At 43.4% G+C, this 14,837-nt stretch carries 12 protein-coding genes; all 12 read left to right on the top strand.

Annotated features, from left to right (window positions below; all coding sequences use genetic code 11):
• The first annotated feature begins 186 nt into the window (after nt 1-186).
• Nucleotides 187-801 carry a nucleotide exchange factor GrpE gene (grpE, locus tag FX988_RS02835; RefSeq protein WP_160178245.1) on the top strand — a complete coding sequence of 205 codons (615 nt, stop codon included), beginning with the start codon at nt 187-189 and terminating at the stop codon, nt 799-801.
• 123 nt (nt 802-924) lie between these two features.
• The gene (gene dnaK / locus FX988_RS02830; RefSeq protein ID WP_160178244.1) at nt 925-2,844 is read left to right on the top strand and encodes a molecular chaperone DnaK; all 1,920 of its coding nucleotides are present in this window, start codon (nt 925-927) and stop codon (nt 2,842-2,844) included.
• A gap of 201 nt (nt 2,845-3,045) precedes the next feature.
• The gene (gene dnaJ, locus FX988_RS02825) at nt 3,046-4,185 is read left to right on the top strand and encodes a molecular chaperone DnaJ (protein ID WP_160178243.1); all 1,140 of its coding nucleotides are present in this window, start codon (nt 3,046-3,048) and stop codon (nt 4,183-4,185) included.
• A 317-nt stretch (nt 4,186-4,502) separates the two neighbouring features.
• Nucleotides 4,503-4,970: a c-type cytochrome gene (locus FX988_RS02820; protein ID WP_160178242.1), complete on the top strand. Its 468-nt coding sequence runs from the start codon at nt 4,503-4,505 to the stop codon at nt 4,968-4,970.
• 266 nt (nt 4,971-5,236) lie between these two features.
• Nucleotides 5,237-5,701 (top strand): GAF domain-containing protein, encoded by a 465-nt coding sequence (locus FX988_RS02815; RefSeq protein ID WP_160178241.1) that lies wholly within the window; start codon nt 5,237-5,239, stop codon nt 5,699-5,701.
• Nucleotides 5,698-5,985, top strand: a complete 288-nt coding sequence (locus FX988_RS02810; RefSeq protein WP_160178240.1) for a hypothetical protein — start codon at nt 5,698-5,700, stop codon at nt 5,983-5,985. The genes FX988_RS02815 and FX988_RS02810 overlap by 4 nt, the downstream gene beginning before the upstream one ends.
• 22 nt (nt 5,986-6,007) lie before the next feature.
• Complete coding sequence (proQ, locus tag FX988_RS02805) at nt 6,008-6,658, top strand: RNA chaperone ProQ (protein ID WP_160178239.1); 651 nt, start codon at nt 6,008-6,010, stop codon at nt 6,656-6,658.
• A gap of 4 nt (nt 6,659-6,662) precedes the next feature.
• Entirely contained in the window at nt 6,663-8,702 is a 2,040-nt protein-coding gene (gene prc, locus FX988_RS02800) for a carboxy terminal-processing peptidase (protein WP_160178238.1), read from the top strand.
• Between the two features lie 201 nt (nt 8,703-8,903).
• The gene (locus FX988_RS02795) at nt 8,904-10,250 is read left to right on the top strand and encodes a sodium-dependent transporter (RefSeq protein ID WP_160178237.1); all 1,347 of its coding nucleotides are present in this window, start codon (nt 8,904-8,906) and stop codon (nt 10,248-10,250) included.
• A gap of 2 nt (nt 10,251-10,252) precedes the next feature.
• The gene (nhaC, locus tag FX988_RS02790; RefSeq protein WP_160178236.1) at nt 10,253-11,770 is read left to right on the top strand and encodes a Na+/H+ antiporter NhaC; all 1,518 of its coding nucleotides are present in this window, start codon (nt 10,253-10,255) and stop codon (nt 11,768-11,770) included.
• A 102-nt stretch (nt 11,771-11,872) separates the two neighbouring features.
• Entirely contained in the window at nt 11,873-14,494 is a 2,622-nt protein-coding gene (pepN, locus tag FX988_RS02785) for an aminopeptidase N (protein ID WP_160178235.1), read from the top strand.
• Between the two features lie 2 nt (nt 14,495-14,496).
• Nucleotides 14,497-14,718 (top strand): DUF2835 family protein, encoded by a 222-nt coding sequence (locus tag FX988_RS02780; RefSeq protein WP_160178234.1) that lies wholly within the window; start codon nt 14,497-14,499, stop codon nt 14,716-14,718.
• Nucleotides 14,719-14,837: the final 119 nt, after the last annotated feature.

The following is a 14,837-nucleotide window of genomic DNA, read 5'->3' as shown; positions in this document are numbered from 1 at the left end:
GTACTTTAGCTTGAAGCAGGCAAAGGTAAAAGCGACTTTTTAGCTGCGTTTACTATCGAGCGACGCAAAATTTAGACACAATTTTTTTAAAACAATAAAAAATACCCTTGAAGAGCTTTAAAGCAACCCCATTAATAGCTGCAATCGAATTTAGCTTTAACGCGACACCTAAGAACGGAGTAAAAGATGAGTAACGAAGAACAAGCTCAAAAAGATGAGGCGCAACCAATAAATGAAGAAGCGACTGACAACCATGTTGAAGAAGTCGAAGAGGTGGTTGAAGAGTTGAGCGCTGAACAAACACGCATTCTTGAGCTTGAAGCAGCATTAGCGGCGTCAGAAGCCACACTAGCGGCACAAAAAGACTCTGTGATGCGAGCTATTGCTGATGCCGATAACGTGCGTAAGCGTGCTGAAGGTGAAGTCGATAAGGCACGTAAATTTGCGCTTGAAAAATTCGCCTCTGAGCTATTGCCCGTTGCAGATAATTTAGAACGTGCGCTGCAAGTAGCGGATAAAGAAAATGAAGCGATTAAACCCGTGGTTGAAGGGGTAGAAATCACCCTTAAATCATTCGTTAGCAGCATTGAAAAATTCGGAATGAAAGTGATCGATCCACAGGGCGAGTCTTTTAATCCAGAACAGCATCAGGCTATGTCGATGCAAGAAAACGCAGAATTGCCAGCCAACACGGTTATGGCAGTCATGCAAAAAGGTTATGAATTGAATGGTCGTCTATTACGACCCGCTATGGTCATGGTATCCCGCGCCCCTGAAGGCGGTGTCGATACACAAGCATAATTCGTAATCAACTAAAAAAATATTCACAAAATGGGGAATATTTTCGTTCAGCTAATTGAAAACTGACGAAATAACCCCACAAAGTGTACAGGCATTATTAAACAAATTTTTGGAGAAAAACTAATGGGTAGAATCATTGGAATCGATTTGGGTACAACTAACTCATGTGTTGCTGTACTTGATGGTGAAAAAGCAAAAGTAATCGAAAACGCTGAAGGCGATCGCACAACTCCCTCGATCATTGCATACAGCCAAGACGGTGAAACATTAGTCGGTCAACCTGCAAAACGTCAGGCGATCACTAACCCTAAAAATACCTTATTCGCTATCAAGCGTCTTATCGGTCGTCGTTTTGAAGATAAAGAAGTACAGCGTGATATTGATATCATGCCTTTCAGTATCATTAAAGCCGATAATGGTGATGCTTGGGTTCAAGCAAAAGATGAAAAACTAGCGCCACCACAAATTTCAGCTGAAGTTTTGAAAAAAATGAAGAAAACGGCTGAAGATTACCTTGGTGAAGAAGTGACAGCAGCGGTTATTACCGTACCTGCTTATTTCAACGATTCACAGCGTCAAGCAACCAAAGATGCTGGTCGTATTGCTGGCCTTGAAGTAAAACGTATTATTAACGAGCCAACTGCCGCTGCACTTGCATACGGTATGGACAAGAAAAAAGGTGACAGTGTTGTTGCCGTGTACGATTTAGGTGGCGGTACATTTGATATCTCTATCATTGAAATCGACGAAGCTGACGGCGAGCACACATTCGAAGTACTAGCGACCAATGGTGATACACACCTAGGCGGTGAAGATTTCGATAACCAAGTAATTAACTACTTGGTAGAAGAGTTTAAGAAAGACTCAGGCATGGATTTACGTAAAGATCCATTGGCCATGCAACGTCTTAAAGAAGCAGGCGAGAAAGCGAAGATTGAATTGTCTTCAGCTCAGCAAACTGAAGTAAACTTACCGTACATCACTGCTGATGCGTCTGGTCCTAAGCACTTAACCATCAAGCTTACCCGTGCAAAACTTGAGTCACTTGTTGAGAAAATGGTTAAAGCGACCCTTGAGCCATTAAAACAAGCGCTTGCGGATGCTGACTTATCAGTAGGTGATATCAACGATATCATTTTGGTTGGTGGTCAAACGCGTATGCCGCTAGTACAGAAATACGTAACTGAATTCTTTGGCAAAGAGCCAAGAAAAGACGTTAACCCTGATGAAGCTGTCGCTGTGGGTGCCGCGATTCAAGGTGGTGTATTGTCTGGTGATGTGAAAGACGTATTGTTACTTGACGTGACACCTTTATCACTAGGTATCGAAACAATGGGCGGCGTAATGACGGCCTTGATCGAGAAGAACACGACTGTACCTACCAAGAAGTCTCAAACCTTCTCTACAGCTGAAGACAATCAATCAGCGGTAACAGTACATGTTCTCCAAGGTGAGCGTAAGCAAGCTGCTGGCAACAAGTCTCTTGGTCAATTTAACCTTGAAGGTATTCGCCCAGCACAGCGCGGCGCGCCACAAATTGAGGTGACATTCGATATCGATGCTGATGGTATCTTGCACGTATCTGCTAAAGATAAAGACACCAACAAAGAGCAGAAAATCACTATCAAGGCGTCTTCTGGCTTGAGTGATGATGAAGTTGAAAAAATGGTACAGGACGCAGAAGCGAACAAAGAAGCGGACAAGCAATTCGAGGAAATGGTTCAAGCTCGTAACCAAGCTGATGGTCTAATTCACGGTACGCGTAAGCAAGTAGAAGAAGCCGGTGACGCGCTATCTGACGAAGATAAAGCGGAAATCGAAGCGGCTGTTGTAGCGTTAGAAGAAGCGGTTAAAGCTGGCGAGAAAGAAGCTATTGAGTCAAAAACTCAAGAGTTGATTCAAGCTTCTGCTAAGTTGATGGAAGTGGCACAAGCACAACAGGCTGCTGCCGGTGCTGAAGGCCAATCAGATGACGCATCTGCTAAGCAAGACGACGACGTTGTTGATGCCGAGTTCGAAGAAGTAAAAGACGACAAAAAGTAATTTTTGTTGACTACATCAGCCCGAGCGCCAAGATGGCGCAAGGGCAAGCTCGGGCGCATGGAGTTCTTTCATAGCGCCCGCGTTTGTTTCAAAACCTGGTATGGTCTGGGGCATAGTGCCTAAGACTGAAGGTAGTGAGATTGTAAGAGAAGAATAGGTGGTCAGTATCATTGATCACAAATATCAGGATAAACAAGCTATATGTCGAAGCGAGATTATTATGAAGTGTTAGGAGTCGATAAATCGGCTTCCGAACGCGATATAAAAAAGGCTTACAAACGCCTTGCCATGAAATATCACCCAGATAGAACCCAGGGTGACAAAGCTATGGAAGAGAAGTTCAAAGAGGTTCAAGAGGCCTATGAAATTCTAACCGACTCGCAAAAACGTGCGGCTTATGACCAGTATGGTCACGCTGGCGTTGATCCGAATCGTGGACATGGCGGAGGTCATGGTGCTGGTGATTTTGGCGACATTTTTGGTGATGTATTTGGTGATATTTTCGGTGGTGGACGTGGCGGCGGTCGTCAATCTCGTGCAGCCCGCGGTTCAGACTTACGTTATAACCTTGAGCTTACTTTAGAAGAAGCTGTACGCGGCAAAAGCGTGGAAATTCGCGTGCCTACTTTGGCTGAGTGCGATACCTGTGATGGTTCTGGCGCGAAAAAAGGTTCGAGTGCAAAAACTTGTACCACGTGTCATGGCCAAGGCCAAGTACAAATGCGCCAAGGCTTCTTTGCTGTACAGCAAGCGTGCCCAACGTGTGGTGGTAAAGGTAAAATTATCACTGATCCATGTAATAAATGTCATGGTCAGGGCCGTGTAGAGAAAACCAAGACCTTATCAGTTAAGGTACCTGCAGGCGTTGACACAGGTGATCGCATTCGTCTTTCAAACGAAGGCGAAGCAGGGGAGAACGGTGCACCAGCAGGGGATTTGTATGTGCAAGTGCATGTTAAGCAGCACAAAATCTTTGAACGCGATGGCAATAATTTGTATTGCGAAGTGCCTCTTAGTTTTACTCGCGCCGCTATCGGTGGTGAAATTGAAGTCCCCACGTTAGAAGGTAAAGTTAAACTCAAAGTCACCCCTGAAACACAGACTGGCAAAATGTTCCGCCTGCGTAACAAGGGTGTGAAATCGGTTCGTAGTGGCAGCGTCGGTGATTTGATCTGTAAAGTGGTTATTGAAACGCCGGTTAATTTGAATAGCCGTCAGAAAGAATTACTGGAAGAACTCGAAGAATCGATGGGCACAGGTAAAGACACAGCCAAGAACCGCCCGAAAGAAAGTGGCTTTTTTGATGGTGTTAAAAAGTTTTTCGATGATTTGACTAATTAATGCAAAATTCGTGATGTTAAATAAGCCGCTGAAAAGCGGCTTTTTTTTGCGATTTAGCAAGGCAACAATGCACGTTATTTGGAAAAATTAAAATTTAAATGTATGTCGGCTTTACTTTTTGCTAGCCTAGTTAGGTTCTTTATCGAGTATTATTTCACTGGTTTTCAATGACCTAGAGGCTAGTTGTTGAGGAATAAAAGGTAAAGACAAGTAAGGTTGTATCAAACAGGCAGGTTTATTGCTACATCACTGTCAATGGCATAGACGTAGTGTTAAAACATTATGCGTAAACCACAATATCAATCACGCGAGGGACTATGAAAAAATTACTAATAAGTGCGATAGCCAGTAGCATTTTGCTGACAGCAGGCGTATCAGCACAAGAAGCGCAATCAGAGAAGCAGGCTAAGAGCGCTGCGCAATTTCGTCAGGCTTTATTGCAATTGGTTCGTAGTAATGTGGGGGCACTTGGAGCGATGGCGAAGGGGGCTATACCTATGGACGCAGACACCATACAAACGAATGCAACTCGCTTAGAGCAATTATCTCTAATGATGGACGATTACTTTGCGCTAGACACCACTAAATTTGATATTGAGACAGGTGCATTACCTGAAATCTGGCAGAATCGTGCAGATTTTGCGACTAAAGTTGACGCGTTAACTGACGCATCTCTTGCCCTTAAAACAGCGGCTATGAATGGCGACGAACGTGCTTATAAAGGCGCGATTGGCAGTGTTTTAAAAAGCTGTAAAGGGTGCCACGACAGCTATAAAGCAGAATAAAGCGCTGCTTCATTGACGAGTAAAGGGCGCTTAGGCGCCTTTTTTGTTGCTCAATCTGATGAAGATTGTATGCAATAACAGACAGTAAACGTACTTTAGCAGGAGGCAAATCACGCTAGATTGCACTTTAAATAACCAATTAAAGGTGTTTTGCAGATAAACTGAAAAAATTCAGTAATTTTCTTTATATTTGAACTTGATCCAGTTAACTTGAGCGCCATATCGAGCCCTTAGTTATTATTTTAAATTTATTTGGTGTATTAGCCGTGACGTTAAGTAAGACTGACCTATATCAAGAGGTCGCCCAGCAAGCACAGGCATTGATGGCTGGTGAGAAAGATGTAATCGCAAATTTGGCAAACTTAAGTGCACTTATATTCATGCGTTTACCTCAGCTAAATTGGGCAGGCTTTTATCTGCTCAAAGGGCAAGAGTTGGTACTAGGCCCATTTCAAGGCAAGCCCGCCTGTATTCGGATCCCTGTGGGCCGAGGCGTGTGTGGTAAAGCTGCTGAGACAGGTGAAGCGCAATGTATTGAAGATGTACACGCCTTTGTTGGACACATCGCCTGCGATGCAGATTCTAACGCCGAAGCCGTCGTACCGATTTTCCAAAATGGCCAATTGCTTGGCGTATTAGATTTAGACAGCCCTTATGTAGGGCGTTTTGATCAAGACGACATGAATGGCTTGCAAAACTTGGTCAATATATTGCAGGATGCAATTGCATGAAAAGTTCCGTCGATATTCATGTTGCCCTAGCAACCCTAGACGATATGGAGTTTTGGGACGAAAATGCAGAAGAGGCGATGGACCGTTTCAACGCGTTGTTACATATGTTGTATGACAACGCCGATGAAGATATTGACACCGTCAGTTTAGAAAATATGATTCAATATATATGGGAAAACTGGCGTAATGACAGTCATTTACTTGACATAGACGATGATGATTTATTTGACTGGGTTGACCAACTATTGTCAACTTGGGATGATGAGCGTCAAGAACCCCGCTAACCACACACAACTAGAATATTTAATGGATAATCCTCAAAAGTTTTCAAACAGTAAAGAAGTCATCAATTTTTTAAGTGAGTCGTTTCCTGCATGCTTTAGCGTGACCGGTGAAGCAAAGCCGTTAAAAATTGGTATTTTCCAAGATTTAGCTGAACGCCTTAAAGAAGAAGAACGCGTTAGTAAAACGTTATTGCGTTCCTCGCTTAGGCACTATACAAATAGCTGGCGTTATTTGCACAGTGTTAAAGAAGGGGCGTTCAGAGTTGACCTAGACGGGCAACATTCTGCTCCTATTGAAAAAGAGCACGCTGATCATGCTCAAACTCAATTAGAAGAGAGCAAAGCAAAGGTCGCCGAGAAGCGAAAAGCACAGAATGCGGCTAAACCTGGTGCAAAGAAAAATCAAAAATCCAAGACTGTTCCTGCATTTAAATCCGCATCTAAGGGAACTAATCAGGATAATATGAAGCCAAAGGCTAAGTTACCACCTCCAGAAAAGCTATCGGTAGAGCAAATCGTTGCGGGAACTTCCGTTACCGTAAAAATAGGCAAATCTCCTATGCCTGCTACAATCACTGATGTCAGTAAAGATGGTGTTCAAGTGCAACTTGATACAGGTATGGTGGTAAAGGTTCAAGTAGATAACTTGAGGTTGGCCCGTTCTAAGAGGTAGTTTAATGATCAAATCAATTCGCGTTTCCGCTGTTTCAGCACTTTTTGCGTTTAGTTCAGTGGCACTTGCGGTCACGCATTCAGAAAGTGTCGATGACATTCCTGTACTCAAGCAGGAATCGCAACATGCAGTGTCAGTTAAACGCATCTCATCTAATTTTTTACGCTCGCACTACAAGCCAATTACTTTAGATGATGCGTTATCAGAGAAAGTGTTTGATCGCTATATGCGTTCTCTTGATATCAACCGAAACGTGTTTTTGAATGCTGATGTTGAGAAGTTTAAAGCAGAACAAGATCACTTCGACGAAGCCATCGAAATGGGTGATCTTGATGTGGCTTATCAAATTTATCAGTTGAATATGCAACGTCGTATTGAACGGTACGAATACGCATTATCTTTACTTGATAAAGAATTTGATTTTGAAAAAGCGGGCGACACCTTTACCTTTGACCGTGAAGATGCCCCTTGGCCCAAAGATACTGCAGAATTGGATGAGCTGTGGCGCGAGCGTGTTAAGTACGATGCATTAAACCTGAAGCTTGCCGACAAAGAATGGCCAAAAATTCAGGAGCTACTCACGAAACGTTACGAAAGAGCGATAAAGCGTCTAAAGCAAACCACCAGTGAAGATGTATTTCAAACATTGATGAATTCGTTTGCGCGCAGTATTGAAGCGCACACCAGCTATCTGTCACCTCGTAACGCTGAGCGATTCCAAATGGAAATGAATTTGTCGTTTGAGGGGATCGGTGCGGTTTTATTAAGTGAAGATGATTTCACTGTTATCCGCAGCGTGGTACCGGGTGGCCCGGCTGATTTATCGAAAAAAATTAAACCTGAAGACAAAATCGTTGGTGTCGCCCAAGATGACGAAGAGTTTGTGGATGTTATTGGCTGGCGGCTAGATGAGGTGGTCGAGTTAATCAAAGGACCAAAAGGCAGTGTGGTTCGTCTACAAATCGAAAAAGGCGACTCAGAAAGCACGGTACCTGAAGTGGTAAGCTTGACCAGAGATAAAATTAAATTAGAAGACCGAGCGGCTAAGTCTGAGGTGTATGTACCTGAAACGGGGCCGCACCAAGGTGAGAAGCTTGGGGTTATTACGATTCCATCTTTTTACAATAAACTGAGTGTCGATGTACGCAAAGAATTAGAAAGCTTAAAAGAGCAAAAAGTAGAAGGCGTGATCGTCGACTTACGTGGAAATGGTGGTGGCTCCTTAACAGAAGCAACGCTGTTAACCGGTTTGTTTATTGATAAGGGACCTGTGGTACAAATTCGCGATGGTGCAGGGCGCATTCGCGTTGAGCAAGACGTTGATGGCAAAACGTATTATGACGGTCCACTGACGGTACTGGTTGACAGATACAGTGCATCAGCCTCAGAGATTTTTGCCGCAGCAATGCAAGACTACAGTCGTGCGCTTATTTTAGGTGAACAGACCTTTGGTAAAGGCACCGTGCAACAGCATCGCGGTTTAGGGCGTATTTACGATCTATATGAAAATCCGTTAGGTAGTGTGCAGTTTACTATTGCTAAGTTCTATCGCATAGACGGTGGTAGTACGCAGCATCAAGGTGTGGTACCAGACGTATTGTTTCCTTCAGCGATCGATCCAGAAGATTGGGGCGAAAGCCAAGAGGAGAACGCGTTACCTTGGGACAGCATTAAACGTGCGACATATTCAACGTTTGGCGATACTTCACAAGCCGCTAAACAGCTCAGTGAAATGCATGAAAAACGTGTGAAAGCCGATCCTGAATTTGCGTATATTTTTGAGGATATTGCTCAATACAAAAGTAAAGAAGATGACAAAACGTTGTCGTTGGTTGAATCAGAGCGCATTAAAGAGCGTGAAGAGCGTGATGCAAAACGCCTTAAGCGGGCTAATGAGCGTCTTGTACGTCAAGGGCTTGAACCGGTTAAAAGCTTGGATGACTTGCCAGAAGATCAACCAGAAATTGATCCCTTCTTAGACGAAGCAGCAAACATCACTTATGATCTACTGGGTACAGGAAAGTACGCGATTCACGCGCAATAAGCGTTAACCTATGTTGAGGGGCTAGACATTCTAGCCCCTTTTTTGTTTGTGGTACTTTTCTAATAGCATGGTGGTGTTCAAACCGATAAACTAGCGATAAATATAATAAATCCATCGGCCGCCAAATAATGCGTTCTCAATCGCAAGTGCTGATGAACATAACAAACCTCATAAAAACTACAATAATGATAAAGGTGATTGATGAGTGCACGCGGAGAATTTTCATCTCGAATAGGTTTTGTCTTAGCAGCTGCAGGGTCTGCTGTTGGTTTAGGTAATATATGGGGGTTTCCTACTCAAGTTGCGAGTAATGGTGGAGCCGCATTTGTGTTGGTTTACATATTATTGGCCTTCGTACTGGCGTATCCGGTTTTAATGGCTGAACTGATCATTGGCAGGGCGACACGCTCGAACATGGTCGATGCCTTAGGTAAAATATCCAATAGCAACTTAGGACGTGCGACCGGTGTATGGGGTTTCGTTACTGTTTCTATGATATTGGCGTTTTATGCCATTGTTGCCGGTTGGATGATTAGCTATTTCTTTGAATCATTTACCCAAATTATCGGTTTAGAAGACGCTTCTCAGTGGCTAACCGGTTCGTCTACTGCGCGAAGTTTACTATTCTGTGGTTTATTTATTGCGCTTACCGCGTCTATCGTGGTGGGGGGAGTGAGTGACGGGATAGAGCGCTGGTCTGTACGTTTAATGCCCACCCTAATTCTGATTATTTTACTCTTAATCGGCTATGTAGCCACGTTAGACGGAGCAATGGATGGTTGGAAAGCCTACATAGTGCCGGACTTTAGCGCCATATTAAATGCTGATTTGTTGATCAGTGCCATGGGGCAAGCGTTTTTCTCAATGTCTTTAGGTGTCGGTACTATGCTGGTGTATGGATCCTATGTGAGCAAAAATGAGAACCTTCCTGCACTAGGCGCATCAGTGGCATTAGTAGACATTGGTGTTGCTATCCTAGCGGGTATGTTGATTATTCCCGCGATGTACGTTGCACTGAATAATGGTGTACAAATATTTTCCGAAAGCGGCCAATTAATCGCTGGTGACTCGCTGATTTTTACTGTGCTTCCAGCACTCTTTAACACCATGGGAATGGTGGGTTACTTTGTGGCATTCGCCTTTTTTGCCTTGATGGTCATAGCGGCACTCACCTCTTCGATTTCGATGCTCGAAGTGCCCGTAGCCTACGTGGTCGAAAGCAAAGGTTTAGCCCGTAAAAAAGCGGTCTGGCTGCTTGGTGCGATCATTTTCGTGATGAGCAGTACCATAATACTTAACTTTGAAGATTTGTTTGGTTTAGTCATTTCCATTACCACTGAATACAGCCAACCATTACTTGGTTTGGCACTCAGTATCTTTGTCGGTTGGGTTTGGAAGCGAGATCAAATTCTAGCTGAAATAAAGCAGGGTAATGAGCAAGCAGAGCATAGCTTTTTCTGGAAAATATGGCCTTGGTATCTGAAATTTGTGTGTCCGGTTATCATTCTTTTCATGTTCATCCGTTCACTTAATATTTTGGATTTCTAACGATGGAAAATATAATTTTAAAACAAAAAAAAGAGCCTAGTTTATTAGACGCCCTCATCCCTTTAGTGGTTTTAGTGGCTTTATTAAGTACTTCGGTTTACCTCTTTTCTGATGATTCATCGTTTGGGCCTAATCAAATCGCCTTGTTGTTTTCCATGGGCGTGGCGGCGGTTATTGGTCTTAAGAACGGCTATACTTGGGCCGAAATTGAAAAAGGTATCGTAAAAGGTATTTCATTATCTTTAGGCGCTATTTTAATTTTATTGGCGGTTGGTGCCTTAATCGGCACTTGGATGTTATCCGGTACGGTGCCGACTTTAATATACTTCGGTCTTGAACTGCTCAATCCATCTTTTTTCTATGCGGCGACCTGCTTGATATGCGCCATAGTGGCTATGAGTATCGGCAGTTCTTGGACGACAGCAGCAACTGTCGGTGTCGCATTAATGGGGGTCGCATCTGGTATGGGCATGTCTGATGCAGTCACTGCAGGTGCTGTTATTTCAGGTGCCTATTTCGGTGATAAAATATCGCCTCTGTCAGAGACAACCAATCTTGCACCTGCCGTAGCTGGAACTGAGCTTTTCGAACATATCCGTTATATGCTGTGGACGACGGTTCCCAGTTTTGTCATTGCCCTTATTTTATTTACCATTATTGGTTTTTCAGCGGAAGCACAAAACACGGAGAGTAATATCGAGCAAATGCAAACGTTGCTGGCGCAAGAATTTAATATCAGTTGGGTGATGCTAGTACCACTGGCAGTATTGTTAACGTTGGCGATAAAGAAAATGCCCGCCTTTCCAGCTGTGGCCATCGGTGCGCTGCTTGGTGGCGTATGGGCAGTAATATTTCAACCTGACGTGATACAAGGTATGCTCGATGACAGTCAGCAAAGCGTACTTGGTGTGGCTTCTGTCGTGTGGACATCGCTGTTTGATGGGGTTGCGTTCAGCACTGCCGACGAAAATCTGAATGCACTGCTTAGTCGCGGCGGTATGTCGAGTATGCTCAACACAATTTGGTTAATTATTTGTGCCATGAGTTTTGGCGCGGTGCTTGAGCGCACGGGTTTGCTTAAGGCCATTGTCGCATTATTTTTACGGGGCGCTAAGTCAGCGGGCAGCATGATAAGTCGCACCATTTTAACCTGCTTAGGAACCAACATTATTACCGCAGATCAGTATATTTCTATCGTGATGCCTGGTCGCATGTACAAAGAAGAGTATGCTAAGCGCGGCCTACATCAATTAAACCTGTCTCGTAGTTTAGAAGATGGTGGCACTATTACCTCACCATTGATACCGTGGAACACGTGTGGAGCATACATGCAGGGGGTGCTGTTAGTTCACCCGTTTGATTATATTATGTATACTTTTTTCAATCTCATTAACCCTGTTTTAGCGATTATTTACGCTTATTTAGGGGTCAAAATATTACGTATTCCTATTCCTGATGTAGCAGTAGAAGTGGGTAATGAAAAAATCCCAATGAATGAGCCTACACAGACTAAAATCTAGAAGATAACACTAGGTTGTCGTTGCGTTTTTTCAACGGGCACTTGCTTGCTCCCACAAGCGTCAACGACACCTTAGGTTACTCGCATATTTCAAGAGGACTCTATGACGGTTTCATCTCCTGTCGCAAAAAAACGCAGTGACTATCAAACACCGGACTTTCTAATTAGCCATGTAGACATGGTATTTCATTTAGACGTTGAAAATACTCGCGTCATAACAACAAGCCAGATTACCCGAAACGGCCAACACGACCGCCCGTTAGTGTTAGATGGTGAAAGTATTAAATTAATTAGTCTTACGTTAAATGAAGATCCCATACACGACTACACTGTAAATGACGAACAGTTGTCGATTCAAACCTCTGCCAACACATTCACCTTGTGCGTGGAAACCGAAATTAACCCAAGGGAAAATAAAACCTTAGAAGGTCTGTATTTTTCCGCTGGGGCGTATTGTACTCAGTGCGAAGCTGAAGGGTTTCGCAAAATTACTTATTTTCTCGACAGGCCCGATGTACTGGCGAAATACGACGTCACCATCTTCGCTGATAAAGCACGTTATCCTCATTTACTTTCAAATGGTAATCAAATTGGCAAGGGGCAGTTAGATGACGGCCGCCATTGGGTAAAATGGCAAGATCCGTTCAATAAGCCCAGCTATTTATTTGCCTTAGTGGCGGGTGATTTTGATTTACTCAGTGATCACTTTATCACCCAAAGTGGGCGTAATGTGGTGCTAGAACTATACGTAGACAAAGGGGCGCTTGATAAAGGTCATCATGCTATTGCGTCGCTAAAAAAAGCCATGGCGTGGGACGAAAAAGTCTTCGGGTTAGAGTATGACTTAGACATCTACATGGTTGTGGCTGTGGATTTCTTCAACATGGGCGCCATGGAGAATAAAGGGCTCAATGTCTTTAATAGCAAGTTTGTGCTTGCCGATGCGCAGTCTGCTACAGATGATGACTTTTTTAATATTGAAGCCGTTATTGGTCACGAATACTTCCATAACTGGACAGGAAATCGTGTCACATGTAGAGATTGGTTTCAATTGAGTTTAAAAGAAGGTTTGACCGTATTCCGAGATCAGCAGTTTAGTGCGGACATGTCCTCTCCTGTGTTTAATCGTATTAAGAATGTACAGATTATTCGTGAACACCAGTTTGCCGAAGATGCCAGTGCGATGGCCCATCCGATCCGGCCTGAAGAAGTGATTGAAATGAATAATTTCTACACAGTCACTGTTTACGACAAAGGGGCAGAGGTGATTCGCATGATGCACACGCTATTAGGTGCAGATGGGTTTCGAAAAGGTATTGATTTATATTTCGAGCGCTTTGACGGTCAAGCCGTAACCTGTGATGATTTTGTGCAGGCGATGCAAGATGCAACTCACGTTGATCTTAGTCATTTCAGACTTTGGTACAGTCAGTCAGGTACCCCTAAGGTAACAGTGACCGATACCTTTGAACAAAGTTCGGGACGCTATACACTTACCATCACACAAAGTACACCGCCTACTGCAGATCAAGCGCAAAAGGGTGCACTGCACATTCCGTTCAAGTTTGAATTGCTCGACCAGCAAGGGGCGATAATCTATGATGATTCTGTTCCTGAACTTAAGGCGAAAATGGTCGAATTAACCCAAGCCAAGCATGAAATTAGTGTCAGTGGCTTGAGTGAAAAGCCAACGCCATCTCTGCTACTTAATTTTAGTGCTCCTGTCAAAGTGGAGTACCCGTACAGTCATCAGCAACTTAGCCACATTATCTTACATAGTTCGGATGAGTTTTCACGTTGGGACGCGAGCCAAAGTTTGTACAGTCGTTGTATTCATTCTCTCGCTACAACGCCTGACAGCCCTGATGAAGAGTTGTTCGATAGTATGCTGGTTGCAGTTAGTGGGATGTTTGATTTGGCTGACTCTAACCCTGCTCTGGCAGCAGCTATGTTAAGTGTGCCTAGCTTTGAAACGTTAAGCCAACAAGTAGATGAGATCCACGTAGAAGCCTTATACCATGCTCAGCGAAGTATTCGGAATTTAATGGCTACGTCGTTATCTGAAAAGTGGTTGGCATTGTATAACAAGCAAATCATTGGTTCTTATCAGTATAATGCTGACGATGTGGATAAACGTCGCTTGCGTAATTTGAGTTTGAGTTATTTGGTGCAAGGCGATGCACCTCAAGCCAGTAAATTGTTATCAGCGCAATTTGCCAGTGCCGATAATATGACTGACAGCCTCGGCGTGCTTAAAGCTGCACAGTATGGTCCTGTTGCGCAGTTTGATAATCTAATGGTTCAATTTGAAGAACGTTGGCGCCGAGACCCTCTGGTACTTGATAAATGGTTTGCCTTACATGCGAATATGGAACGTAGCGATATCCTTGCTAGGTTACCTTTGTTGCTTAGCCATGAAAAATTTAGCTTAGACAACCCGAATAGGGTGCGCTCAGTGTTAGGAAGTTTCGCTTTTTATAATGTATTAGGGTTTCACGCTATTGACGGTAGCGGTTATCGCTTCTTGGCCGATTATATTTTAAAGCTCAATAGCGTAAATCCACAGGTTGCCGCAAGGATTATTACACCATTAACCCAGTGGCAAAAGTTTGATGATACACGACAAGAGCTGATGCGCTATCAATTGGCAAGAATTGCTGATTGCAAAACACTCAGTAAAGACTTGATAGAAAAAGTCAGCAAGAGCCTTAATTATAAAGCATAACCATGCAGACCTTGTATTTTAGATTAGCGCTCAGTTATGAGCGCTGTGAGTCACTTTACCTCACCAGTACTCTAAATGTGATTGTACTTGCAGACAATGGCAAACGAGTACAACTTCCCGCTAAAAACTTACGTCCTTTTATCCAACATAATGGAATTCATGGCCGTTTTCGGCTAATCATCACTGATACTAATAAGATAAGTAGTCTAGAAAAAATAGTCTGATCGGGTTATTTTTTATACAAAGGTAATTGCAAGGCACTGAAAATAAAGAATTTATAAGACTAATTACTGGTACGATTAGTACTTGCTATCCAAGCTGATTGGTGTAATCATTTTGTTAA

The organism is Paraglaciecola mesophila (genome assembly GCF_009906955.1).
Taxonomy (GTDB): Bacteria; Pseudomonadota; Gammaproteobacteria; order Enterobacterales; family Alteromonadaceae; genus Paraglaciecola; species Paraglaciecola mesophila_A.
The sequence above is the reverse complement of the archived record's forward strand: the minus strand, read 5'-3'. Positions and strand labels throughout refer to the sequence as shown.

What these genes read in the sequence shown, in the direction of transcription:
- grpE (WP_160178245.1), top strand. Translation starts at nt 187, where the DNA reads ATGAGTAACGAAGAACAAGCTCAAAAAGATGAGGCGCAACCAATAAAT.
- dnaK (WP_160178244.1), top strand. Translation starts at nt 925, where the DNA reads ATGGGTAGAATCATTGGAATCGATTTGGGTACAACTAACTCATGTGTT.
- dnaJ (WP_160178243.1), top strand. Translation starts at nt 3,046, where the DNA reads ATGTCGAAGCGAGATTATTATGAAGTGTTAGGAGTCGATAAATCGGCT.
- FX988_RS02820 (WP_160178242.1), top strand. Translation starts at nt 4,503, where the DNA reads ATGAAAAAATTACTAATAAGTGCGATAGCCAGTAGCATTTTGCTGACA.
- FX988_RS02810 (WP_160178240.1), top strand. Translation starts at nt 5,698, where the DNA reads ATGAAAAGTTCCGTCGATATTCATGTTGCCCTAGCAACCCTAGACGAT.
- proQ (WP_160178239.1), top strand. Translation starts at nt 6,008, where the DNA reads ATGGATAATCCTCAAAAGTTTTCAAACAGTAAAGAAGTCATCAATTTT.
- prc (WP_160178238.1), top strand. Translation starts at nt 6,663, where the DNA reads ATGATCAAATCAATTCGCGTTTCCGCTGTTTCAGCACTTTTTGCGTTT.
- FX988_RS02795 (WP_160178237.1), top strand. Translation starts at nt 8,904, where the DNA reads ATGAGTGCACGCGGAGAATTTTCATCTCGAATAGGTTTTGTCTTAGCA.
- nhaC (WP_160178236.1), top strand. Translation starts at nt 10,253, where the DNA reads ATGGAAAATATAATTTTAAAACAAAAAAAAGAGCCTAGTTTATTAGAC.
- pepN (WP_160178235.1), top strand. Translation starts at nt 11,873, where the DNA reads ATGACGGTTTCATCTCCTGTCGCAAAAAAACGCAGTGACTATCAAACA.
- FX988_RS02780 (WP_160178234.1), top strand. Translation starts at nt 14,497, where the DNA reads ATGCAGACCTTGTATTTTAGATTAGCGCTCAGTTATGAGCGCTGTGAG.